Source organism: Vibrio maerlii, from assembly GCF_003415655.1.
GTDB classification, from domain to species: domain Bacteria; phylum Pseudomonadota; class Gammaproteobacteria; order Enterobacterales; family Vibrionaceae; genus Vibrio; species Vibrio maerlii.
This window is the reverse complement of sequence record NZ_QRHC01000001.1, coordinates 177,333-203,164: the sequence shown is the minus strand read 5'-3', so window position 1 is coordinate 203,164 and position 25,832 is coordinate 177,333. Positions and strand designations below refer to the sequence as shown.

Here is a 25,832-nt window from a genome sequence, read left to right as displayed (position 1 = left end):
GACACTCACTCTCTAAAGTAAGGGTGAGTGTCGAGTATCAAAAAGGATGTTGCTACAAGGAATTATTATGGAGCACGTTTTGACTCATTCCCCCAATAAACCATCACCCGTGGTAAAGAAAAGCTGGGCGGATCGCTTACAAGTGTGGTTGCCTAAAATCGTCTTAGCGCCCACCATGCTTGTGACTGTGGTCTGCATTTACGGCTATATATTCTGGACCGCAGCGCTATCGATGACTAACTCTCGATTCTTACCGAGCTTTAAGTTTGTCGGGCTAGCGCAATACGAAAGGTTGATGGAAAACGACCGCTGGATCACCTCAATTACCAACTTGGGTATCTTTGGTGGCCTGTTTATGCTGATCGCTATCGCGTTAGGCATATTGCTGGCGATCTTCCTCGATCAGAATATTCGCAACGAAGGCGCAATCCGAACCATCTACCTCTACCCAATGGCATTGTCATTCATCGTGACCGGTACAGCATGGAAGTGGATATTAAACCCAGGACTTGGCATCGAAAAATTGATGCAAGATTGGGGTTTTACCAACTTCAAATTTGACTGGCTGGTGAACTCCGAGATGTCGGTGTATACCTTGGTCATTGCTGCACTGTGGCAATCATCAGGCTTTGTGATGGCGATGTTCCTAGCCGGGCTGCGCGGTATCGATTCATCGATCATCAAGGCTGCACAAATTGATGGTGCGAGCTTACCGACTATCTACATGAAGATAATTCTTCCGTGTCTACGTCCGGTGATTTTCAGTGCGGTGATCATCACCTCCCACATCGCGATTAAGAGCTTTGACTTGGTGACCGCAATGACTGCTGGTGGCCCGGGTTACTCTTCCGATCTCCCCGCGCTCTTTATGTATGCGCACTCCTTTACTCGAGGGCAGATAGGTCTTGGCGCCGCAAGTGCGATGATGATGCTCGGTGGGATCTTAGCGATTCTTGTCCCATATCTTTATTCCGAACTTAGGGAGAAGAAGTCATGAGCAGCGTAGTTTCTCAATATAAAGGGTTTAACCTTCCACGACTATTTATCTATGCATCGCTGTTATTTTTCTGCCTTGTGTACTTGATGCCGTTGATCGTCATGGTATTAACCTCAGTGAAAACCTTGCCAGATATCAAAGCGGGCAACCTGATGAGCTTTCCAAACGAGTGGGTCTTTGATGCTTGGTACAAAGCATGGGGAACTGCATGTACTGGGGTGAAATGTGAGGGTGTGAAAGGGTACTTCTGGAACTCCTTCCAAATGGTGATCCCAGCCGTAGCCATCTCAACCCTGCTTGGAGCATTCAATGGTTATGTGGTGACCAAGTGGCAGTTCCGCGGCTCTAACCTGTTCTTCAGCCTATTACTGTTCGGCTGCTTCATACCCTTCCAAGTTGTGCTGCTGCCAATGGCGACCGTACTGGGCAAGTTGGGGTTAGCAAACACGACCGTTGGCTTGGTCATGGTGCACGTCATCTACGGTATGGCCTTTACAACCTTGTTTTTCCGTAACTTCTATATCGGTGTACCGGATGAGCTAATCAAAGCCGCCAAGCTCGATGGGGCAGGGTTCTTTACCATTTTCTTCAAGATCTTATTACCGATCTCCACCCCAATCATCATGGTGACCGTGATCTGGCAGTTCACCGCCATCTGGAATGATTTCCTCTTTGGTGTGGTGTACTCGGGCTCAGACACTCAACCGATCACCGTCGCACTTAACAACCTCGTGAACACCAGTACTGGTGTGAAGGAGTACAACGTCGATATGGCTGCCGCGATCATCGCAGCGCTTCCTACTCTAATTGTGTATGTACTCGCAGGGAAATACTTTGTCCGTGGATTAACGGCAGGGTCAGTAAAAGGATAATTACAATGGCAACTTTAGAACTTAACAATATCCGCAAAACTTACCCGAAAGCGGAACAAGAGACCCTTAAGGGCATAGACATCAGCATCGACTCGGGAGAGTTCTTGATCCTCGTTGGCCCATCGGGCTGTGGAAAATCAACGCTGATGAACACCATTGCAGGGTTAGAGGGCATAAGCTCGGGAGAGATCGTGATCGACGGACGCGATGTCGCCAGTGTCGAGCCGAAAGATCGCGATATCGCCATGGTGTTCCAGTCCTATGCGCTGTATCCCAACATGACGGTACGCGGCAATATCGAGTTTGGCTTGAAGATCAAAAAGATTCCCAAAGACAAGATCGACGCCGAAGTCGAGCGTGTTGCTAAGATGCTGCAAATCGACCACCTGTTAGATCGCAAACCCTCGCAGCTTTCCGGTGGTCAGCGTCAAAGGGTCGCAATGGGGCGAGCACTAGCGCGTCGACCAAAGCTGTATCTGTTCGATGAACCATTATCGAACCTTGATGCTAAGTTACGTGTAGAAATGCGTCATCAAATAAAACGTCTTCATCAGCAGCTCAACACCACCATTGTGTACGTTACCCACGACCAAATCGAAGCGATGACCCTCGCGGATCGAATTGCGGTAATGAAAGATGGCGAGTTGCAGCAACTCGGCACACCTAAAGAGATCTACAACTCACCCAACAACATGTTTGTGGCTGGGTTTATGGGCTCTCCTTCAATGAACTTCATCAAAACCAAGGTGATGATCGATGGTAATGACACGCCGGTAATCAAAGTCAGCACCGAAGAGAGCAGTGAGCAAGATATCAAACTCCCAGAGAGTATGCGTGCTCACGACGGACAAGAGATTGTGGTTGGTCTGCGTCCAGAGCATGTCTGCGACAAACCAAGTGATGATACCTCTGCGAGTACCTTGCTCAACATGAAGCTAGAGGTATTAGAGCCAACAGGGCCGGACACCATCGCAATGATTAAGGTCAACAACCAAGAGGTAGCGTGTCGTCTTTCTCCGGAAAACGACGTAACGGTCGGTGATACCGCACCGCTACACTTTGATCTCTCTAAAGCGGTCTTTTTTGATGCGCAAACCGAGCAGCGAATTATGGTCTAACTAGACAGATCTTAACCAAAGCCGTCTCATGCGAGGCGGCTTTTCTATGCTAGGGCATTTGAATCAAGGTACCTTATTAACCGAATCTGTTTAAAGTTGAAGTAACGATAAATATTTCATGATCGAGCATGAAAAAATAGCGCGATAAAATTGATAAAAATCAATTTTTCCATACACTTCGCCATGCCAACAAAAACAAGAAAGTGATGTCATGAAATTAGAAACTGTCGATTACCAAGCAGACAACGCTGCTGAGCTGTTCGTTCAATCCCTACGTGAAACAGGCTTCGGCGTGCTCAAAAACCACCCAATCCCAAAAGAGCTGGTGGAATCTATCTACGAGAACTGGTACCAATTCTTCACATCAGAGCGCAAAAATGAGTTCGTCTTCAATACAGAAACTCAAGACGGTTACTTCCCACCAAGCGTATCTGAAGTCGCAAAAGGCCACACGGTTAAAGACATTAAAGAGTACTTTCACGTGTATCCTTGGGGTCAAATCCCAGAAGAACTCAAAGAACAGATCTTAGAGTACTACCAACGTGCCAATGACTTCGCTCAAGAGCTACTAGGTTGGGTAGAAGCACACGCACCTGCGGACGTAAAAGAGAAGTTTTCTATTGCACTATCTGAGATGATCAACGGTAGCCAACAAACATTGCTACGTGTGCTTCACTACCCACCAATGACGGGCGAAGAAGAGCCAGGCGCAATCCGCGCAGCAGCACACGAAGACATTAACCTACTCACTGTTCTCCCAGCCGCGAACGAGCCAGGCCTACAAGTGATGAGCAAAGAAGGCGACTGGCTAGACGTACCTTGCGACTTTGGCAATCTCATCATCAATATCGGTGACATGCTTCAAGAAGCATCGGGCGGCTACTTCCCATCAACCACCCACCGAGTGATCAACCCAACCGGCGCAAAACAAGAAACCTCGCGTATTTCACTACCACTCTTTTTGCACCCAAAACCAGAAGTGGTGCTTTCTGATCGCTACACTGCTCACGAGTACCTAATGGAGCGTTTAAGAGAGCTGGGGGTTATCTAACTCACTTTCGACTTAGGGTCAGTGTCGGAGACACGCTTTGCTGCAACAGTAGAACGTCACCAAGTATTAAAGCTGTAAATAAACAGCACTTAGCACGTTAGACTTTCTGTGTATTGGTTGCTCTAAATCATACGGTGAATCTGTCCCTAAGTTTTTATGTCGCTTTGTGTGCTTTGGGCATCGACCTTAAGTTAATAGATCTGCCCCTAAACCTAAGGGGCAAGTAACCTACAGTTTTAAATTTGAAGCCTTAAAAGCCCGTCAAATTGACGTTGCTATTTAAAATAATAGGGTTCTTATGGTCCATCAATTTAAAAATTCCTTCCTCTCAATTTCATTCTCAAAAAGACAATAAATGATGGTCGCTAATTAAGTGTTTGTTATTTAGTGTTTTTATTTTGGGCATACGCTTTGCTCTGTTCGTTATAGACATGGATGAATGGGAGAGCGAACATAATGAGAATACTGACACCCTTAATTGCAGCTGGTTGTTTATTCCCAGGGATGACACTTGCGTTAACGACTTCTGACTTTTATTTCGAATCAGGGGAAGAGAGCTTTAATTATTCTGCCTTGGGCAAACCGAACGATACCTATTCGATTGCGGACTCACTCCCTCAAGACGTTCTGGCTAATGTCTATTCTATGCTCCCCGAGGGAACGTATGTAAATACCGATTTCATTGCTCCGGAGCGCTACTCAAATATTGATATTGATGACGAGCTAAACGGTGCAGAGTTCGCGACGGCTAAAGTGACTTTTTTGAATGAGGGAGCCGGCTATCGTAACGTGCTCGGCTATTTCGTTTATGACACCAACAACCCACCTGAATCTATCCAGGATATATCAGAACATACCATTATTTTTCCAAATACTTCCAAAGCGCCCGATGGGGGAATGGTAGAGGGCGATACCATTGAACTGAGCGCAGAGTTGAGTGCGGGGCAAACTTTGGCTTTTTTCATCATTCCAAATGGTTGGGGCTGGTCTGGCTCATACAATAACATTAGTTCACTTGGCCCTTGGGGTACGCCCCTGTATAGCCACTCACTTTTAAACCCAGAGACAACGTCAAACTTGCGTCGTCACAATGTGGCTTTTCTTGATAGTCAAAATGAATTTTTAGTTTTGGGATTCGAAGATATTGTTCGCCCCGGTGGGGATAACGACTTTAATGATTTGCTGTTCACGGTTGAAATTACCCCTTTCACGGCGATCGACGGTGTGAATACCGATGGTTCGACGGATTCAAAATACGAGCCTTTGGTTCAACAAGACAGCGATATTACGCTGACATCGGTGTATCCAAGTGGTGATAGCTACGCCACCATTGCGTTTGAAGATCGTTGGCCGTTGATGGGGGATTACGATTTTAATGATGTGGTTTGGCGATACCAAATTACTGAACAATTGAATGGGCAGCGCGCAGTGAAAAATATTACTTTTGACTATACCTTACAAGCGATGGGGGCTGGGTATTCAAACGGGTATGGTGTTCACCTTCCTGGTGTTGATTTAGCTAATGTCGCTGATACCACTTTAACAGTGAATGGTGTTCCCGTGGAGCATTCCATTATCAAGCAGGGCGAAGCTGACCTAGTATTGGTTGTTTCGGAAGACTTAAAAGTAGACTTACAAAACGTGGATGAATTATCGGGCGAGTGTAAGTTTTACCGAACGCAGAGTCAGTGTATTGATATTCAAACCCCTGGCGCGCTGCAATATCAGCTTTATGTCGAATTTACTGAGCCAGTGTCTCGGGATACGGTGGGCTACCCTCCTTATGATCCCTTCATTTTCGCGGCACAATACATGTATCACGGGGACTTTACCAGTGAGGCTCCAGGGTTCAGTTGGCAAACTCACCTGAAACAATTCTCTGGTACCAATGGAATGAATGCTGCGTTCTTCAATACTTTTGATGATAAATCCGATGGTTTGGCGTCCTTTACAACGGCCAACAATATGCCTTGGGCGCTCAATATTCGAGACGACTGGAATCATCCAATGGAGCGTGTCGATATCTGTGAAGCCTATTTGGGCTTTGATGACTGGGTGGTATCTAGCGGTGAAAGTCAAAATGAATGGTACAAAACAGGGCAAGTGGGCTCATTCGTCTCTGCGGTCGGTGAGTAAGGAGTTTAATATGAAAGTATCTATATCGATGGTCGGCTTAATCAGTTTTACTGTACTTACCGCCTGTGGAGGTGGAGGTGGAGGGGGAGGTAGTTCATCCTCAACACCAAAAGCATCAGACGTTGATGGTGGAAACTCTAGTGGTGCTGGTGTTACTCCTGCTCGCGCGGAAGATATTGTTGCGGCGCGGGATTTTTCATTCGATGTGGGAGAAACGATTACCTTATCATTGGACTTTTCAGATGCGAATGAAGGGGCGCTTCACTTGTACTACAAGGCCGCTTTTGTCAAAGAGAATGGTGAGGTTATCCCTGATCCTGTTTCAAGAGTAACGACGGTCTACCCGGATTTGACTGATGAGGTAGAGCTAGAGGTGAATGGCAATTGGGAAATGCTGTATGCGCGCTGGGTTCCTATGAATAGCAGTGACTCTGAACAAGTGTGGAGCTTGCAACTAGGTCAGCCGAGTAATAGTTATCACCTTGTTTATTAAAGTGTAAATGAAAGCGTTCTTGCTTGTCATGATTTTCTAGATGGACTGGAAGGGCGCTTGTTTCCTGCAATCATGCCACTGCTGAGTTTTGAATCTCCTCAAGCCTTTGCTGAATCCTGGGTAGTGGCTTCAAGAGAGCCTCAGTCAGAGGCTCTTTTCGTTTTTTGATACTTCCTGTACCCAAAGACCAATATGGTCGTCACAACAAGCATTCTCGGAAATGATGTGAATGGCACGCTAGATGCGATGCCTGAAACACAATGATCGAAACCCAATCTCCCTTATTCCTCCATATAACTATTTCATAGTTTCATATAACAAATTGATTTATGTGTACGTCGTATGCATTATTGACGCAGGAAGAATAGAGTGGTTAAATACACGCCATCAACTGATGAGCAACATGTACCGTAATGGATGACCCGTACTGCTCTAATCGTCTCGATACACCAAGAAGAGTGTTAAGAGAAAAAAGAATCCATTATATAAGGTACGTCTAATCATGAAAAAAGCATTTCTACTGTCAGCTCTTGCTTCTCTAGTAATCTCGAATACTGCAATGGCGTCTAAGCGCGAAGATGTTGCACAATATCGTCTAGATACATACTCACAGGAAGAGTTGTCAAAAGAAGTGCACGGCATGCCTTATGGAGATTTCCTTCAAGGAATCGTAGTCCGCGAACAATTCAGTTCAATCGAAGGCGCACAAATCATCTACACTGGCGGCGAGATGACCATCACTCAAGTATGTGACAGCATCCAAATCGGCAACTGGTGTGTGAACCTACCTGCAACTGCGGCTGGTGTTGTGATTGAACAAGTTCTTGCTGAAGCTGGCTTTGACTTTGTTGGTGGAAATAATGAAGGTAATAACTCATTCTTGCCAGCACCAAGCCCTGGTCAACCAGCTGACGGTATCATTATCGTAGACCCAATCGACCCAGGTTTTGGTATTGATCCAATTGATGTAGGTGAGCCRGAAGATAARYTGATTGACCCAATTGATGTAGGTGAGCCWSAAGATAAGCTGATYGACCCAATTGATGTAGGTGAGCCAGAAGATAARCTGATYGACCCAATTGATGTGGGTGAGCCAGAAGATAAATTGATTGACCCAATTGATGTAGGTGAGCCWSAAGATAAGCTAATTGATCCTCTACCGGGAGATCCAAACTTTAATACACCAGTAATCATTGACCCACGTGAACGTACTCGTGAAGTAGAAGACAAGTACCGTCTAGATAACGGTAATAAAGATGGTAAAGGTTGGGATCTGTTGCATGATATTGCTCGTGACCAACAAATGAAGAATGCAATTTACCGATTCTCTAATGTCGCGAACCATCGTGGTGATATCACTGATTATGCTGATGAAAATCTGGATCAAATCAATGAACGTTTAGTTAAGTTTGGTTTGGAGCCAATTGAGCAAGGTAGTGATGTATATAGCAGCCTGTGGGAAGCATCAATTCGCCAAATCATGAACAAAGTTGATCAACTTTCGACTAAAGAAAAGCTGATGGCGATGGCTGTTATGGATAATATTGGAGTTAAACATTATTCTGATGATTCAAAATGGGGTGAAAGTAAGAGCTTTTTAGATGCTTATATCTCTTATGCTCCTGATGAGAGTGAGTTGAAAAAGCTTTACGAAACACTACCTCGTTTTAATGACAGCGATAAAGTGGGTGATAACTACAAAGACATTGAAGCGTTCTTAGAGTTAACGAACCCTGAGAAAAAAGCAGCGGTAATTACTTATTTACAAGCAGAAAAAGAGCAACGCAAACAAAACGTTAAAGACAACTTGAAAGCTCGTGGTGACAACATTCGTGATATGGATAGCGTGGCTGAACAAGTTAAAGCAATCAATGAAGCATTTGAGCTAGCTGGTATGAATGCATCAATAATGCATGTAAACGGAATGTATATGATTGCTTACGGTGAACAAGGTAATCAAACAAGCGTTGTTATTAACAATAATAATATCGAAGATGTTAAATCTGCGGTAAAAGCGAATGTACAAGGAACAGAAGGCCAAGCTCGCCGCCAAGCTCGTAGAGATAACCGTGGTGGTAGTAAGGCAAATAAAAACTCAAGCCGCCGCGCAAGCTTAAAAAGCAAAGCGAAAGCGAAAGGTTACAACGGTTCTCGCGCTAGAAAAGCAGCGCAAAGTCACCGTAACAAATAAGAGTTAAGTTAAACAAAATCCCTGAGCACCAAAAGTGCTCAGGGATTTTTTGTATTTGAGACGTCAGAAATGCAAAGAGCCTCAATCAGAGGCTCTTTTCGTTTTTTGATACTTCCTGTACCCGTAGACAATTCCTATCTGCAATATCTTTATAGACATCCAGACCATCAAAATCTCCAGTTTTGGTATCAAAGAGAGTCTAGTAGAAGAAATCGAGTTTTGCAGAGAGTTTTTTGCATTCCCAATGAGGAAGTCGTTCTAACTTGGGGTCAGTGTCAGGAACACGAATAGTATCAACAACAGTGCATCACCAAGTATTCCCGGTACAAACAGTTTAGCGCGGACTAGACACTGACCCCGTCCGAGAGAGTTGACTCAATTTAACTTGGGGCCAGTGCCGGGAACACGCATAGTATCAACAACAGTGCATCACCAAGTATTCCCGGTATAAACAGTTTAGAGCGAACTAGACACTGACCCCGTCTGAGAGAGTTGACTCAATCTAACTTGGGGTCAGTGTCGGGAACGAGCAAAGTATCAACAACAGCGCATCACCAAGTATTCTCGGGATAAACAGTTTAGCGCGAACTAGACACTGACCCTGTCTGAGAGAGTTGACTCAATTTAACTTGGGGTCAGTGTCGGGAACACGAATAGTATCAACCACAGTGCATCACCAAGCACTCCCGGTATAAACAGTTTAGAGCGAACTAGACACTGACCCCGTCTGGGAGATCTTCGCCTATCACGCAAATCAACGCTTTAACCCCTCAACCCCCGGTCCATCTCAACCAGCATCTCTCTAACATTCTCAAACTCACCAATCTCTAGTGTAGTTGAGCGGATCTGAGTACCGAACTTCAGCACTAGCTCGTTGTTGGCGGTTTGGACGTGTTGGTTGAATTCTTCACTTGGGGCCTTGGTGTCGATGAGCACGAACTCAGCATCGGAAATCCTCGCAACCATCGTATGCTTTAACTCCAATTGCGTTAAACTGGCGGCGATTTTTTGTAAATTGTCATTAAGAATGCGGAAGTTGCGTTGTTCTTTCAGCTTCACTAGCTCAGAAAATTGGAACGCTGCAACAAAGCCACTTTGCTGATTGTTGAGCTGTTTTTCTACTATACCCAAGAAATAGTTACGGTTGGAAATCCCGGTTATCTTATCAAGATACGCGACCCGAGTGAGATTATCAGACTTAGACTCAAGATCAGAAATGAACTGGTTGAGTTGGTGAGACATCGTATTAAACGCATTCACCAGAGTGGCGACTTCTTTCGTTTTTGGCTGCTTAACAGGTTGGTATCGAAGGTTAGAAGGAAAGCTCACCATGTGATCTTTCAGTTCCATCAATGGGCCCAAATGGCGCTTCAAGATAAAGTGAAAGCCTCCAATAGCAATAATGTTGGCAAGCAGAGTGATAAACACAAAACCGACCGATGTATTCCATAGGCGAATATAGGTAAAAAGCGGACTGGCTTCGATCTCCAACTTGGCATCAACCGTCCAGCCTGACGAAACGGATACCTCATGCTTGATCGGGTCAACCGCTAACCACTTGATAAACCAGTGCGGAACCGGGATCGACTCGTCTGGATACAAACGAGTGAGGTTAGGGCGGTCATCCTTAAAATCCAGTGTAATACTGCGATAATGCGAGCTATCAAACAGCGAATTTAAAAGCGCATCAATCTGGCCAATAGAAGAGGACTTAATCACTGGCTTCAACGCATAGCCAATTAGGCGTGCTGTGTTATTCAATTCAACATCTTGTTGCGCCAACAAGTGGCGTTCCGTCGCCTTAAAAGTGATGGCGACCATTAATGCTGAAAGAACCAACAGAATAACGGTTAACGCCAAAACTAACTGTCTGTGGAGGGTCATTTAACTTGCCTTGTCCAAATTGATTATAGGAAGCGCCATCTCAAGGTTACGTGACGATTCAATCACACGCACCCAAGGTTTAATCGTCGTCGCCTTGCCAATGGACTGGCCCTGACCCATCTGCTTCATTAACCAGATTTCCTTAACGTCAAAAGCATAGATCGGTTCAAGATCGGTTCTTTTAGAAGCAGGAAGAAGACGCTTGTCAATATTATCGAGGATCAAAGGTTCATCACTAGGCGAGGCTTGATACGCCAGCACCATATGCGCTTCTTGGTACTCTAAGGCGTTCACATACGTCATCTGAAGCTGCGATGGGTCAACACCCAAAAACACCAACGTATAGAACTTTGCTAGGGTGAAATCTTCACAATCACCGCCGCCAGCACCAATAAATTCGGCCATACTTGCCCAGTAGTCATCCTTTCCCCAAAGCTCAGCATCATTAATAAAAGTGAGTTGATTGAAGAAATCATTCACCCCTTCGATCTTCGTTTCGAGGTCCTCATCGCGAAGTTCTTTAACCAGTTCAACCCAATCAAACGCTCGACGATGCGCTTTATTACCGTATAGCAACTCGATTTTAGATACAATAGCCGGTATATCATTTGAAGCGAACAAAACCCTCGCATTAGGGGAGAGCGATAGCAGCGCAACCGAGCCGAGTGCCAGTGCACTAAGGCTAGATTTTACAAGGGTCTTGAGCTTATTCAGTGTTCGACTATCCATGTCAGTATCACTACACTTGGGGTTATATGGAATGTTATCCTTTCGTTAATGAAGTTACCGTACTATTGACCTTATCGTCAATTGTTACCTGATGAGAAATGACAAAAATCGGGGTCTCTATTCCATTAAATTAAGCATAGTCGCCGTGCAGCGTACTGTTTTTATAAATTAAACAAAATGATCAAAATAAAGTATAGATTTGGGTTTACTTGCGTGCGCGGTTGCATTAATATCTCGCCATCAATGCGGTCATGGTACGCATTGTTAAGGAAGGGGTCTCTAAGGAAGGAGTGATGGTCATTAACTTGCGCACTCTAAGAGCAGTACCTTAGGGGCGATAGCATACTCAGGTAGCTATGAATACGTACAATAACATTCGACTGGGTGAACAAGAATCCAGCACGCTTTTACGCGTAATCGACAGCGTCATCATCGTCGCGGTGCTATACCTTGCTTCCATGGTTTACCTGGGCGAGTTTACCCGCACCTACTACTTCGTTGGTCCAATGGCAGCCTTGCTGTTCGTGTTCTTTGGCGAAAATAACGGCTTATACCGCGAGTTCACCTCGCACTCAACCAGCAGCCATCTATCACCGATCGCCGCTTCTTGGGTAAAAGCGATCTTGTGTATCCTGCTATTGGCCTTCTTTACCCACTGGAGCCAAATCCACTCACGCATTGTGATTGGTACCTGGATGGTCACCGTACCATTAGCATTAATGGGCGTTCGCTATGTAGCTGATTCGCTACTCAAGCTGCACTTTAAAAAACACGCCTACAAACAAAAAGCGCTGATCGTCGGCCAAACCAATACTGGTATTAAACTGGCGAACGATATCCAAAAAACACAAAAGCATGGCCTAAAGCTGGTTGGCTTTTTTGATGACAGAACATCAGCACGCGATATCGATGCAGAACAGCTGGCGAACACAGGGATTGAACTTAAGGGCAATATCCATGAAGCGTTACGCTTGGCAAAATCTCGCGCAGTCCGTCACGTTTACATTGCCATCCCAACGTGGAACGCAGAGCGTGTACAAAACATCGTAAAACAGTTTTCTGATACCACGGCGCACGTTTACCTAGTGCCGGATATCAACACATTTGAACTGATGCAAGCGCGCTGGCGCAACATCGGTGGCAGCCCAACAATCAGTATTCAAGATACCCCGTTCTACGGTTTCTCGAGTGTGGTGAAACGTGTGCAAGACATCGTATTGTCTTCCATCATCTTAACGCTGATTTCACCGGTATTGGCCTTCGTTGCCATGGGTGTGAAGCTCTCAAGCCCAGGTCCAATCATCTTCAAACAGATGCGTTACGGCCTAGATGGTCAAGAGATCAAAGTGTGGAAGTTCCGCTCAATGTCGGTGATGGATAACGGAGCCGTAGTAAAGCAAGCTACCAAGAACGACGTGCGCGTCACCAAGTTTGGCCGCTTTATCCGCAGCACCTCACTCGATGAGCTGCCGCAATTCATCAACGTATTACAAGGCAGAATGTCCATTGTTGGCCCACGTCCCCATGCTGTTGCGCATAACGAGGAATACCGTGAAATCGTCGATAAATACATGCTGCGACACAAAGTAAAACCAGGCATCACCGGGTTGGCGCAAATCAGCGGCTACCGAGGTGAAACCGACACCCTAGAGAAAATGGAAAAACGTGTGGAGTTCGATCTCAAGTACATCCAACACTGGAGCCTACTTCTCGATTTAAAAATTGTTTTCCTTACCGTCTTTAAAGGCTTCGTAAGTAAAACGGCGTATTGATGCTTGTCATCGAAACCGTCCATCACTAAGTCATTCACTCTAAAACATTAAGAGTTAACTATGTTTAAACGAACAATCCTATTACTGCTTGCACTTGCAGGGACTAGCGTCAACGCTGTTGCTGCAGAGAATGGCAATTACATCTTAGGACCAGGCGATGTAATCAATATCACAGTCTATGGAGAAGAGGACTTAACGATCGAAGAGCGTCGCATCGATACGCGCGAGATGCTGGAGTACCCATACCTAGACAAAATCTCGACCAAAGGCAAAACGCCGGATCAACTGCAACAAGAGATCACCAACGGCCTAAAAGGACGTGTATTGATCAACCCACGTGTGAGCGTGAGCATCGACCAATACCGCAACTTTTACATCAACGGCGTGGTGAATAAGCCAGGTGCGTACGAATACCAGCCGGGTCTCACCGTCGAGCAAGCCGTATCGATTGCTGAAGGCTTTACGGCTAAGTACCGTAACAGTAAAGGCATTTACATCATTCGTGCGAATGAAACCAAAAACATGGATGGCGATGAACTAGAGGCTTATCTAGAAGAGCAAAAAGAGTCACGCCTATCGGATCGCGTAGGCCCGGGCGACACCGTGTACATCGTCACTCGACTCTTCGGAATGAAGAGATAACCCAAACCTGAATTGAAGCTAGCGCCCTAGGCAACAGCATTCCATTTTTATCCTTATTATCGCCGAGTAATTCAGATGCAATTATTAGCAAAAGACCAAACCATGAATAATGAAGAGGTCATCGATTTAGGTAAATACCTAATCCTATTGAAAAAAAGTTGGCTAAAGATCGCGATGTTCACCATCTTGGTCACCGCCCTAACCACCCTAGTGGTGTTTTCAATCACACCAAAATACGAAGCAACCTCAACGCTGCTTATCGAAGCACAAGCGCAAAAAGCCGTTTCGATTGAAGAAGTGGTGGGTATCGACTCTACACAAAAAGAGTACTACCTCACCCAGTTTGAGATCCTAAAATCTCAACAAATCGCAGAGCGCGTGATCGAGCAGCTGAAGCTTGAAGAGCGCCTAGAGTTCAACGCAACCCTAAGCACTGAAAAATCTGTAAAGCAGATGATCAAAGAGCTGCCGTTGTTTCAAGCGTACACCAAAGAAGAAGCCAAGACAGAAGCGCAAATCAAAGAAGCGATCCGTCAAAGTGCAATAGCTATCTTCTCTGAGAACCTAACGATCTCACCAATTCGTAAAACGCAGCTGGTCAACATCACCTTCATCTCAGAAGATCCAGTGCTTGCAGCAGAAGTGGCGAACGCAGTCGGTAACGCATACATCGATATCAATGTTGAAGCGCGTCTAGCCGCAACCAAAGATGCGTCACTGTGGATCAGCAACCGTCTAGAAGAGCTAAAGCAGCAGCTGACTATCTCTGAGCAAGCGCTAACGGATTACCTAAACCGAGAGCAACTGATTGATGACAGCGGCATCGATGCACTCGCAAGTGCGGAGATCAGCAGCCTAACGGAACGCCTAGCAGAAGTCACAGACCGTCGTATCGAAGTCGAATCGGCATACCAAGCACTGCGCTCAGGTAAAGGTCAAGACATCGCAGCCGTGGCGTCTATTCCAGTTATCTCTACCCACCCACAAATCGTCGAAATCCGCTCGATTCAGGTAGAAGCAGAGAAGAACGTAAAAGAACTTTCACTACGCTATGGCCCAGAGCACACCAAAATGCAGCAAGCGCAAGCAGAGCTACAGTCGGTGAAGACACAAGGCCAAGTGTTAGTAGGTCAACTACTAAAAGGTATGGGTAAAGAGCTCACGGCACTGCGTGGTCAAGAGAACCTACTCAACCAAGCGTTAGACTCTAAAAAAGGCGAGTTTCAATCTCTAACGGTTAAAAAGCGTGAGTTTGAAACCCTAAAGCGTGATGTACAGACTAACCGTCAGGTACTGAACCTATTCCTAACGCGTCAAAAAGAGACGACGGCGACCAGCGACTTTGAAGCAGCGAACGCACGCTTTACTGATTACGCTCGCGTACCTCAAGAAGCTGCAGCACCAAAGAAAGGCCTAATCATGGCACTAGCGATGGTCGCTTCAATGGGTTTTGCGGTTGTGATGGTCTTCCTACTGGATGCACTGCGTAACACAGTCACCTCAGTAAAAGACTTTGAAGAACGCTTTGGCCTAGTCCCACTGGGCGGCATTCCACAAGTGCTAGAAAAGCGCTTTAAGAAGAAAGACCTAGATAACACGGTATTTGATGACAAAACTAATCTACAGTTTGCTGAGTCAATCCGCTCTATCCGTACGGCAATTACCCTAAGCCAAATGGGCAGCGGTCGTAAACGCCTAGCAGTCACGTCTTCGCTACCAAACGAAGGTAAGACGACAACAGCAATCAACCTAGCAATGGCGTACGCCAAGATGGAAGAAAACGTACTGCTGATTGATGCAGACTTACGTAAACCATCGGTAGCGAAACGCTTTGGTTTGAAGCAGTACCAGCAAGGTCTAACCAACCACCTGCTAATGGGTACAGACCTAAACCAGTGTCTATTTACTGATGACATCTCTGGCCTAACGATCCTGCCAGCGGGTATGCTAACGCCAACCCCTCAAGAGCTACTAAGTTCAGAGAAGTTTGCCAACCTACTGGACGAGCTAGAGCAGCGTTTTGACCGCATCATCATTGATACGCCACCAACGCTACCAATCAGCGACACGATGATCATCAGCAAACTCGCTGGCGGCGTAGCAATCGTAGTGAAAGCCAACAGCACACGCACGGCAAGCATGAAAAACACGCTAGCGCGCTACATGAGCCAAGGCATCAACATCGATGGCGTTATCATCAACCAGGTAACACAAAAAGCACTCAAGGGCGATTCAACCTACGGCGGCTACGGTAAGTACGGTACTTACGGCACCTACGGCGAAAACCCAGCCAAAGCCTAACCCTAACTTAGCTAACTTGGGGTCAGTGCCACTGCATTATCTGTGACTCAGCCCCGTCATTCCCTACAGTGAGGAACGAGCGAGATAGGGAATCTCGCTTTTTCTCTTTCTGTGAGCGAAGCGTTCTATAGGGCGCAGCCCGTCCTACAAGCGAAGTGACCTAGAACCTGTTCTTTGAACTCCTCCCCTTAACCCCGAAACCCAAGGTGCCACCCAAAGCCAATACAAGGGGAGGCTGGGAGGGGTTGCTAGCAATGAATCGGGGCTATCTTGGGGTCAGTGTCAAGAATGCGCATAGCTCCAACAACAGTGAACTTCGAAGTAACCACAATACTTTCAGCATAGAGCACACCAGACACTGACCCCGTTCACCGCCCTCAAATCGACCACCAACTCCAGGGGTCAGAGTCACCGCATGATTCCGAACATTCAATGCGTTCAGAGCCGACTGCAACTCTGACCCCATTCACGCACCCCCGCTCTTAACTCCTCCCCTTAACCCCAAAACCCAAGGGACCACCCAAGCCAACACAAGGGGAGGCTAGGAGGGGTTGCTAGCGATAAACCTTTGCTCTTTCCCGTTCTTCCCACCTCTATAAAATAAATTCAAATTTGTGTACAAGGTACGCTTTACAATCAACGCAACCTTATGTATATTCTTTTCCGAAATCAATGCGTACCAATTACTCATTAATTTCGAAAAGAATCAAACAAAACTCTGACCCCATGGACGAAAGTCAAGAGTAAGCAACACAGAACAACACCGGGGCCAGAGTCATTTCATACTCTCTGCATTAACGATGCAGACCCCACAAATTTCCGACACCCACGGACGACCGTCGAGTAAATAAGCAAGCTCCTCCCCTTGAGCATCAAAGCCAAGGGATCTCCCAAGTTGATATAAGGGGAGGCTGGGAGGGGTTGCAAAGACAAAACACTATTTGCCAATACGTCAGAGAATAAAGAACGATGACACAACTTGATCAAATGCGAAGAACGCACCTCAAACAACTAGAAGCGGAATCTATCCACATCATTCGTGAAGTAGCAGCCGAGTTCGACAACCCTGTAATGCTTTACTCTATCGGTAAAGATTCAGCAGTCATGCTACACCTAGCACGCAAAGCGTTCGCACCAGGTACACCTCCGTTCCCTCTGATGCACGTAGACACCAACTGGAAGTTCAAAGAGATGATCCAGTTCCGTGATCAAATGGCAGAAAAGATTGGTATGGACCTCATCGTTCACCAAAACCCTGAAGGTATCGAAATGGGCATCAACCCATTCGTACACGGCAGCTCAAAGCATACCGACATCATGAAAACTCAGGGTCTAAAGCAAGCACTAGACAAATACGGTTTTGATGCAGCATTCGGCGGCGCACGTCGTGACGAAGAAAAGTCTCGCGCAAAAGAACGTGTTTACTCATTCCGCGACAAAAACCACCGTTGGGACCCTAAAAACCAGCGTCCAGAACTGTGGAATGTATACAACGGCAAAGTAGATAAAGGCGAATCAATCCGAGTATTCCCACTATCAAACTGGACTGAGCTAGACATTTGGCAATACATCTACCTAGAGAACATCGACATCGTGCCTCTATATAAAGCAGAGAAGCGCCCGGTAGTAGACCGTGACGGCATGTTAATCATGGTAGACGACGAGCGTATGCCAATCGAAGAAGGCGAAGAGATCCAAGAAAAGATGGTTCGCTTCCGCACTCTTGGCTGCTACCCGCTAACAGGCGCAGTCGAGTCAGAAGCAACAACGCTACCAGAAATCATTCAAGAAATGCTACTAACCACAACCTCTGAGCGTCAAGGCCGAGCAATCGACCACGATTCATCAGGTTCAATGGAAAAGAAAAAACGTGAGGGCTACTTCTAATGAGTCATGCATCTGATCTAATTGCTTCAGACATCGAAGCATACCTAAAACAACATGAAAACAAAGATCTACTGCGTTTCATTACCTGTGGTTCTGTAGACGATGGCAAATCAACGCTTATCGGTCGGTTACTGTTTGACTCAAAGCTGATTTATGAAGATCAAATGGCAGCAATCGAAAAAGACTCGCAAAAGTTCAACACCACTGACAAAGAGTTTGACTTAGCGTTACTAGTAGATGGCCTACAGTCTGAGCGAGAGCAGGGCATCACTATTGATGTGGCATACCGTTATTTCTCGACAGATAAGCGTAAGTTCATCATTGCCGATACTCCAGGGCATGAGCAGTACACACGTAACATGGCAACAGGTGCATCAACGTCGGATCTAGCGATTGTAATGGTTGATGCACGCCATGGTATCCAAACTCAAACGCGTCGTCACAGTTACATCTGTTCACTACTGGGCATTAAGCACATTGTGGTTGCAGTAAACAAGATGGACCTGATGGATTACAGCCAAGAGGTATTCCAGAAGATCAAAGCTGATTACCGTGAAATGACGAAAGAGTTAGATATTCAAGACCTACGCTTTGTACCAATTTCTGCACTAAACGGCGACAACGTAGTAACACCAAGTGAGCACATGGATTGGTATCCAGGTGGCACGCTAATGAAGCTCCTTGAAACGGTAAAAGTTGAGCAAGATAAAAACCTTGAAGACTTCCGTATGCCAGTGCAGTACGTGAACCGACCGAACCTAGATTTCCGTGGTTTTTGCGGCACCATCGCATCAGGCGTAGTTCGCCCTGGTGATGTAATCACTGCAATGCCATCAGGCAAGCAAAGCACAGTGAAGAGCATTGTGACCTTTGAAGGTGGAATTGACCAAGCCATCGCAGGTGATGCGGTAACACTTACGCTAAATGATGAAATCGACGTGAGCCGTGGTGATGTGCTTGTTCACAGCAACAACCTACCTAAAGTAAGTGATTTAGTCCAAGCAAATATGGTTTGGATGGGGGAAGCACCATTACAGACCAATAAAGAATATTTGTTTAAGTTTGCTGCGAAAACAGTTGTTGGCCGAGTATCAAAAATTAACAACGAAATTGACGTTAATTCTCTTGAGCTTAAAGCCAATAGTAATGAGTTAACAGCTTTGAATCTTAATTCTATTGGTTTAGTGGAATTAAACCTTAATGAAGCGATTGCCGTTGACCTATATAAGCAAATTAAACAAACCGGTGCGTTTGTGGTGATTGACCGAATGAGTAATGTGACGGTTGGTGCGGGGATGGTTAGTAAGCTGACAGTCGACAGTGATAAGTTGGAAGTTAAGAGAGAGTATACTGAGGCGGAGATTGCGTTAAATAAGTATGTTAGAGAGTTTTATCCGGAGTGGAGGTGTCTGAACTATGAATAATGAAAAAATAGATTTCATTGTTACTTGGGTAGATCAAACGGATAGTTCTTGGAAAGAGGATTTTTTAAGACATAAATCGAATATACAAGGTTTAGCTAATAATAATGATTCGAGGTACAGAGATTGGGATCAACTTAAATATTGGTTTAGAGGAGTAGCAAAGTACGCAAGTTGGGTGAATAAAATCCACTTTGTTACTTATGGGCACGTACCAAGCTGGTTGAACATAAAACATCCGAAAATAAATGTGGTAAAACACTCAGATTATATTGATGAAAATTACTTGCCAACTTTCAATTCGAGAGTTATAGAATTACATTTTCCAAAGATAGCATCGTTATCAGAGAAGTTTGTATATTTTAATGATGATTTCTTTATTGTAAATGATGTTGATAAAATTGATTTTTTTAAGAACGGAAAACCTCTTGACTACCTAGTATGCAATGCTGAGTTTGGGTCTGAAGAAAGCCCGACTAATATGAATAATTTAAGCTTACTTAACAAATTGGTTAATAAAAGAGATAAGAAATTAAACGAACTATTTAACTATAAATATTGTAAGTACAATATTAGGAATTTATTACTTTTACCATGGAAACAGTGGACAGGTTTTTATGAGTCTCACTTACCACAATCATACTTAAAGTCTGTTATTAGTGATGTTTATAATAAGTGTGATTCAAGTATAAGATTTACATCTGAAAGCAAGTTTAGAAGTAAAGAAAATGTGAGTCATTACTTGTTTAGATACTATCAATTGGTTACGAATAACTTTATTCCCAAAAACCCTGATGATCTAGGAGTTTTCTATAACTTATCACCAGATGATATTGAGAATATAAAGTTATCATTTAAAAGTGAAAAAGTAATAGTGCTTAATGACAATGATAGTATAAGTTCAATAGAGTACCTTTCCATGAAGGAGGAACTTGAACGTATTTTTATAGAAAAGTTTCCGTTTAAAAGTGAGTTCGAAAATTGAGGTTTGAACAAAAATATTATCAAATATTTTTAGCTGTGATACTAATTTTATTTGCTAACCAACCATTTATGGGTACTTCTTACGAAGGGCTGTTATTTACGCTGCAACCTATAGTTGTTATATGTTGTTTTATATATTTATTATACTTATTATTGTTAGGAGAGTTGCCTAGAATAATATTTTTATTGTGTTTTATGTGCTTATTTATTTTTTGTTTAAGTGCTGTTATGGCTCATTTAAATTATGAACAACCGATAATTTACGGTCTTCTTAAACAAAGATATTATCTAAATGTATTTATATGTTCCACAATATATATTTTGCTTATAAAAAAATATCTAACATTAAGAGATGTAAAACTAGCACTAGACTTAATTAGTATAATATTACTGATGTATTTCATGTATAACCACATTTTCTCAGACCCTATAAATTTTGTTTTATCTGAAAACAAAGATATAAAACTTCTAGGGATATACAAAGAAGGTTTTGGTATAAAGTTTAAATTTGATAGGTTTGTTATTGCATATTTATATTTTAGTTTTCTTTATGAGGTTTTAAAGAACCCTATTAACAAAATTGGTTATATCATTTTTTCTTTAATATTCTTCTATATTTTCTTTTTGGAAAAAGGAAGAACATTCAATTTTGTTATTATCTACACTTCAATAATAATATTGTTCTTGGAAAAAGAATACAGAAAATTGAAATTAATTTCATTTACTTCTATACCGTTAATTTGTTATTTGTATTCCATTGGTTTTTTTGAACCTTTTATTGACGCTTTTAAAGTGGTATTAACTGGTGAATTTGGGCTTGATAGTTCTTCTAATGTCCGCATAGAAACTTTTACCATAGCATTAAACGAGATGAAAACGGGATTTAATTGGTTATTTGGTATGGGTAATTTGAGTAATAATTACCATGACGGATTTAGAACGTTTTACAATCATTTTTTTCCTGTAGATATAGGTATATTTGGAGGAATGTTCTTATATGGGTTGTTAGGTTTTTTATTATATTATTTACCCATAATGTTTCTATCTGTAAAGTGTTTATTCAAATTTACATCGGTAGAAAATAAGTTCATTAAGGTATTGTTATATTTGCTCTTGTATAACGTTTTATATATCCAGCAATCTGAAGTATATTTTCGCTCAATGAATTTAATATTGATTTTACTCATAATAAGGTACTATTCACGATATGAAAATAAGTACAAAAGATAAAAGGATTCTTTTTCTTACGACGGTTATTTTTGAAAATCCTAAAACCGGAGGAGAGTTAGTCACTAACGGTATTATCAAGGAGTTAATTGAAGAAGGTTTTGATATTGATATAGTCGGATTTGCGAGAGAGAAAGTCAATGACAGAAATATTAAACTATTGATAGAACGACCAATAGAGTCTAGAGAAAATTTGTTTTTTTCTTTTGTGAATTTAATAAGAAGTTACCTTAATAATACGCCATATACATATTCAAAATATTACCATGGTGATATTGATAAATTTATTAATGATAACTGCGAAGAGTATGAGTACATTTTGTTCGACCACGGACAAATGCTTCAATATGTTGAAAGTGTTTACAAAAATAGAAATGTCAAATTGGTCTATATTTGCCATAATAAAGAAGACGAAGTATATAAAGGTTTGTCAAATTCTACATCAAACAAAGCTTTAAATAAGATATATACCAGAGAGTATAAACTAATTAAAGAAAAGGAAAGGAAGTTATCAAGTAGTATTGATGGATTGGTAGTGCTAAAAAAGGAAGATTCTGATGTATTTGACACTGATTTACCTTTTGTAGAGTTTAATGTTAATTTTGATATTAATATGAATGATGTCAATGATAACCCTATTTACGATGTAGTTATTCTAGGAACATGGACTTGGGAACCAAATAGAAAAGGCTTGGATTGGTTTATTAATGACGTATTGCCTTTAATTGATGGGTGTATAAAAATAGGGATAGGTGGTAAAGGGTTAGATAATTATAGTTTAGATTCTAGATGTGATATTTTAGGGTTTGTTGATAGTTCTTCGGAATTTTTGCATAGTGGTCGAGTTATATGTATACCTTCGATCGAAGGAGAGGGTGTTCAAATTAAATCCCTTGAAGCAATTAGCACTAAAAAGAAAATAATTGGCACATCTAAAGCAATGAGAGGGATTAATTTTTCAACTGACCAAGTATTAATTTGCGATGATGCGCCCTCCATGGCTAAAATGATAAACTCTAGTTTAGATTTTGAAACCTATATCAGAAGCTATAAGAAAGATAATAATAAGAAAATAGGTGTGTTTTTAGAGGGTTTATTATGATTAAATTATTCTTGGTTGGTGTGCCGAGATCGGGGACAACATTACTTCAAAGTATGATCTACTCTTCAGGTCAAGTATATTCAATGCCGGAGACGCATGCTTTTCGTCTTGGTAATAACAAGAACTTTAGTTCTGCTTATTATAGGTTTAGATTTTTAAATAGATTTGGTTTCTCTCGTGCTATCAAGGGTTTAATTTATAAAAAGGAATTTATATACAAGATTATAGAAGAGTTTGATTCTAAATCTGAAGGGTATATTGGTTGGTTGGAAAAGACACCAGATCATCTCTTCAATGCGAAAGAAATTTATGAGGTAGATAATTCTGTTAAATTTATTTTAATTGAAAGGGATTATAAAGATAATATAGCTTCATTAAAAGATATGTGGGAGAGTAAAGAAAAGTTTCGTATAAAAACAGCAATAAAAAATACATTTATCTTTCTTAGATTATATCTAGAGTGTGAATCGGTTCATCTCTTTGATATCAGAGAAGGTTTGTGGCTATTCAGAGCGATAGACCACTATAGAAAAGCTGTGAATTATATAAATAATAACGATTATTTATTTTTTAAAGTATCTTACGAAGATCTAGTTAATGACGCAGAAAAAACTTTAAAGAATGTATGCGATGAAATAAATATAGATTATTCAAATGATATGCTCAATTTTGAAAAGAACAGCTGTTCTTTAATAAATGAACGTGAGGTATGGAAGTCTAGGAATAGATCTAATGAACTAAAGTTAACAAATAATAAATATAATTCTTTATCTATGCGATCAAAATATTTAATAACCAAATTGGTTAAAGGCTGATTTAATGAAAAATATCATTTTTGCAAACACTAGGTTTGACTTTATAAATGTTGAACAACTGATCGATAATATAATTGGCAATAATAAGAAACCTACACTTGTAGTTACTCCTAATGTAGATCATATAATTAGGTTGAATAAAAATGAAGATTTGAAAAATTTATATTTAAGAGCAAATTACTCTGTTAATGATAGTAGATTTTTGTTTAAGATAATGAGTTTTTTTTCGTTGAATTTACCTACTCCTATTCCTGGAAGTGAACTTACATGTTCAATAATGAAAAGGCTAGATATTGATACAAATAACCAAATTACTATAATAGGCTCTTCAAGTTCAACAGTGTCTATTATTAAAGATAAATTTAAAAACATAAATATAAAGCATTACAATCCACCTATGGGGTTTATAAATGACTCAAAAGAAGTGAAGAGATGTATTGATTTTATAATTGATAGTAATTCCGATATTTGTTTTTTATGCGTAGGATCCCCACAACAGGAAATCTTAGCTAATAAGGCTTTGGATTTCGGGGCAACTGGTTCATTTTTATGTGTTGGTGCATCAATGCTATTTTTAAGTGGTGAGGAAAAGCGTGCGCCATTAATATTTAGACATTTATCTATGGAATGGTTATATAGGCTTGTTCAGTCACCTAAAAGATTGTACCGACGTTATCTTATCGATGGTTGGTATATATTCTACTTAATTTTTAGAGAATTGATAATTATTAAACAAAGTGAAGCATCAAAGATAGGCGGTGAGCATGAATAATATTGTACAACCAGTAATCATGGCCGGTGGGTCCGGAAGCCGTCTTTGGCCTTTATCGCGTACAGAGCACCCAAAGCAGTTTCTTTCTATTACAAGTAACGAAACAATGCTCCAGCAAACTTTACACAGAATGGAAGGGCTAGACCACTGTGCTCCTTTTGTTATTTGCAACGATGTTCACCGATTTCTAGTAGCAGAACAGCTACGTCGCGCAAACGTGATGCACAGCGGTATTCTGCTTGAACCAGTAGGGCGGAATACCGCCCCAGCGATTGCACTGGCTGCCCACATGACCCAAGTAATGGGCGATGATGCACTCATGCTGGTGCTTGCTGCTGACCACGTCATCAAAGACACCGAATCATTCCATAAAGCCGTAGAAGCTGCGATCCCTTATGCACAACGTGGCGATATGGTGACATTCGGTATTGGAGCGACCTCTCCTGAAACGGGCTATGGTTATATTAAGACTGGCGCTGCTGTTGAAACGGGCGGCTCGGATAAAGGGTTTACAGTTGACAGCTTTGTTGAAAAACCTGATCTAGAAACCGCAAAACAATACCTCCGTGACGGTAACTATTTATGGAACAGCGGCATGTTCCTATTCAAGGCGTCAGTTTATCTTGAAGAGTTAGCTAAACACCGCCCAGATATTTTTGAAGCTTGTGCCAAGGCACACGATAGTCACTTCAACGACCTTGATTTTATCCGTATGTCTCCAGAGCTATTTTCGGCGATTCCTGATGAGTCTATCGACTTTGCTGTGATGGAAAAGACCGATAAAGCCGTTGTGGTGCCAATGAATGCAGAGTGGAGCGATGTGGGTTCTTGGTCTGCGCTCTGGGATGTTAACGATAAAGATGATAACGGCAACGCCACTCGTGGTGATGTGTTGGCTGAGGATACTCAAGATAGCTTTATCTATTCTCAGAACAAGCTAGTCGCAACGGTAGGTGTTGAAAATCTGATCGTCGTTGAAACCAAAGATGCTGTATTGGTCGCAGATAAAGACAAAGTACAAGACGTGAAATCGATTGTGAACCGTCTTAAGTCAGAAGGTCGTAGTGAGTATCTGCAGCACCGTGAAGTGTTCCGTCCTTGGGGTTCTCACGATACCGTTTCTGAAGGGGATCGTTTTCATGTTAAGCAAGTACATGTGAAGCCAAAAGAGAAAACGGCACTGCAAATGCACTACCACCGAGCTGAGCATTGGATTGTGGTTTCTGGTACGGCCAAAGTCACCAAGGGTGATGAAACTTTCTTATTAAGCGAAAACCAATCGACCTATATCCCGATTGGTACACCTCATGCGATAGAAAACCCAGGCCAAGTACCGTTAGAGCTGATTGAAGTTCGTTCAGGCTCTTACTTGGAAGAAGACGATATTGTTCGCTTCGATGAGCAGGCGTCTAAATTTGGTGGAGATTACTGATATGTC

General features: G+C 42.6%; 20 protein-coding genes. 18 read left to right on the top strand and 2 right to left on the bottom strand.

The window, feature by feature from the left end:
* Window positions 1–67: 67 nt before the first annotated feature.
* The 7 genes from DPF91_RS00865 to DPF91_RS00835 all read left to right on the top strand — a co-directional run bounded on the left by DPF91_RS00865 (window position 68) and on the right by DPF91_RS00835 (window position 8,858).
* Window positions 68–997, top strand: a complete 930-nt coding sequence (locus DPF91_RS00865; protein ID WP_117232543.1) for a carbohydrate ABC transporter permease — start codon at window positions 68–70, stop codon at window positions 995–997.
* Window positions 994–1,869, top strand: coding sequence for a carbohydrate ABC transporter permease (locus DPF91_RS00860; RefSeq protein WP_117232542.1), 876 nt, complete (start codon window positions 994–996; stop codon window positions 1,867–1,869). Before DPF91_RS00865 ends, DPF91_RS00860 begins: the two co-directional genes overlap by 4 nt.
* 5 nt (window positions 1,870–1,874) lie before the next feature.
* A complete protein-coding gene (locus tag DPF91_RS00855) occupies window positions 1,875–2,987 on the top strand; it encodes an ABC transporter ATP-binding protein (RefSeq protein ID WP_117232541.1) in 1,113 nt (370 codons plus the stop codon).
* 211 nt (window positions 2,988–3,198) lie between these two features.
* Window positions 3,199–4,038: an isopenicillin N synthase family dioxygenase gene (locus DPF91_RS00850; protein ID WP_117232540.1), complete on the top strand. Its 840-nt coding sequence runs from the start codon at window positions 3,199–3,201 to the stop codon at window positions 4,036–4,038.
* Between the two features lie 456 nt (window positions 4,039–4,494).
* Window positions 4,495–6,174, top strand: a complete 1,680-nt coding sequence (locus DPF91_RS00845; RefSeq protein ID WP_164683968.1) for an LruC domain-containing protein — start codon at window positions 4,495–4,497, stop codon at window positions 6,172–6,174.
* Window positions 6,175–6,184: 10 nt separating this feature from the next.
* Window positions 6,185–6,667: a hypothetical protein gene (locus DPF91_RS00840; RefSeq protein WP_117232539.1), complete on the top strand. Its 483-nt coding sequence runs from the start codon at window positions 6,185–6,187 to the stop codon at window positions 6,665–6,667.
* A gap of 502 nt (window positions 6,668–7,169) precedes the next feature.
* Window positions 7,170–8,858, top strand: a complete 1,689-nt coding sequence (locus tag DPF91_RS00835; protein ID WP_117232538.1) for a hypothetical protein — start codon at window positions 7,170–7,172, stop codon at window positions 8,856–8,858.
* 762 nt (window positions 8,859–9,620) lie between these two features.
* Here the strand turns inward: DPF91_RS00835 and DPF91_RS00830 are convergent.
* Entirely contained in the window at window positions 9,621–10,742 is a 1,122-nt protein-coding gene (locus DPF91_RS00830) for a LapD/MoxY N-terminal periplasmic domain-containing protein (protein ID WP_117232537.1), read from the bottom strand.
* Window positions 10,743–11,471 carry a transglutaminase-like cysteine peptidase gene (locus DPF91_RS00825; protein WP_117232536.1) on the bottom strand — a complete coding sequence of 243 codons (729 nt, stop codon included), beginning with the start codon at window positions 11,469–11,471 and terminating at the stop codon, window positions 10,743–10,745. It abuts the gene before it with no gap.
* 356 nt (window positions 11,472–11,827) lie between these two features.
* Here DPF91_RS00825 and DPF91_RS00820 point away from each other — a divergent pair, with 356 nt between their 5' ends.
* The 11 genes from DPF91_RS00820 (at window position 11,828) to DPF91_RS00770 (ending at window position 25,826) form a co-directional block, all read left to right on the top strand.
* Complete coding sequence (locus tag DPF91_RS00820) at window positions 11,828–13,243, top strand: undecaprenyl-phosphate glucose phosphotransferase (RefSeq protein ID WP_117232535.1); 1,416 nt, start codon at window positions 11,828–11,830, stop codon at window positions 13,241–13,243.
* Between the two features lie 60 nt (window positions 13,244–13,303).
* On the top strand, window positions 13,304–13,885 hold the full coding sequence (locus DPF91_RS00815; protein WP_117232534.1) for a polysaccharide biosynthesis/export family protein: 582 nt from the start codon (window positions 13,304–13,306) through the stop codon (window positions 13,883–13,885).
* Between the two features lie 75 nt (window positions 13,886–13,960).
* Entirely contained in the window at window positions 13,961–16,186 is a 2,226-nt protein-coding gene (locus tag DPF91_RS00810; protein WP_117232533.1) for a GumC family protein, read from the top strand.
* Between the two features lie 969 nt (window positions 16,187–17,155).
* Window positions 17,156–18,073, top strand: a complete 918-nt coding sequence (gene cysD / locus DPF91_RS00805) for a sulfate adenylyltransferase subunit CysD (RefSeq protein ID WP_117232532.1) — start codon at window positions 17,156–17,158, stop codon at window positions 18,071–18,073.
* A complete protein-coding gene (gene cysN, locus DPF91_RS00800; protein WP_117232531.1) occupies window positions 18,073–19,497 on the top strand; it encodes a sulfate adenylyltransferase subunit CysN in 1,425 nt (474 codons plus the stop codon). The genes cysD and cysN overlap by 1 nt, the downstream gene beginning before the upstream one ends.
* A complete protein-coding gene (locus DPF91_RS00795) occupies window positions 19,490–20,479 on the top strand; it encodes a hypothetical protein (protein ID WP_117232530.1) in 990 nt (329 codons plus the stop codon). Before cysN ends, DPF91_RS00795 begins: the two co-directional genes overlap by 8 nt.
* A gap of 227 nt (window positions 20,480–20,706) precedes the next feature.
* A complete protein-coding gene (locus tag DPF91_RS00790; protein ID WP_123766746.1) occupies window positions 20,707–21,708 on the top strand; it encodes a hypothetical protein in 1,002 nt (333 codons plus the stop codon).
* Entirely contained in the window at window positions 21,686–22,807 is a 1,122-nt protein-coding gene (locus DPF91_RS00785) for a glycosyltransferase (protein ID WP_117232528.1), read from the top strand. Before DPF91_RS00790 ends, DPF91_RS00785 begins: the two co-directional genes overlap by 23 nt.
* On the top strand, window positions 22,804–23,622 hold the full coding sequence (locus DPF91_RS00780; RefSeq protein ID WP_117232527.1) for a sulfotransferase family protein: 819 nt from the start codon (window positions 22,804–22,806) through the stop codon (window positions 23,620–23,622). The genes DPF91_RS00785 and DPF91_RS00780 overlap by 4 nt, the downstream gene beginning before the upstream one ends.
* A gap of 4 nt (window positions 23,623–23,626) precedes the next feature.
* Window positions 23,627–24,394 carry a WecB/TagA/CpsF family glycosyltransferase gene (locus tag DPF91_RS00775; protein ID WP_117232526.1) on the top strand — a complete coding sequence of 256 codons (768 nt, stop codon included), beginning with the start codon at window positions 23,627–23,629 and terminating at the stop codon, window positions 24,392–24,394.
* Between the two features lies 1 nt (window position 24,395).
* The gene (locus DPF91_RS00770) at window positions 24,396–25,826 is read left to right on the top strand and encodes a mannose-1-phosphate guanylyltransferase/mannose-6-phosphate isomerase (RefSeq protein WP_117232560.1); all 1,431 of its coding nucleotides are present in this window, start codon (window positions 24,396–24,398) and stop codon (window positions 25,824–25,826) included.
* Window positions 25,827–25,832: the final 6 nt, after the last annotated feature.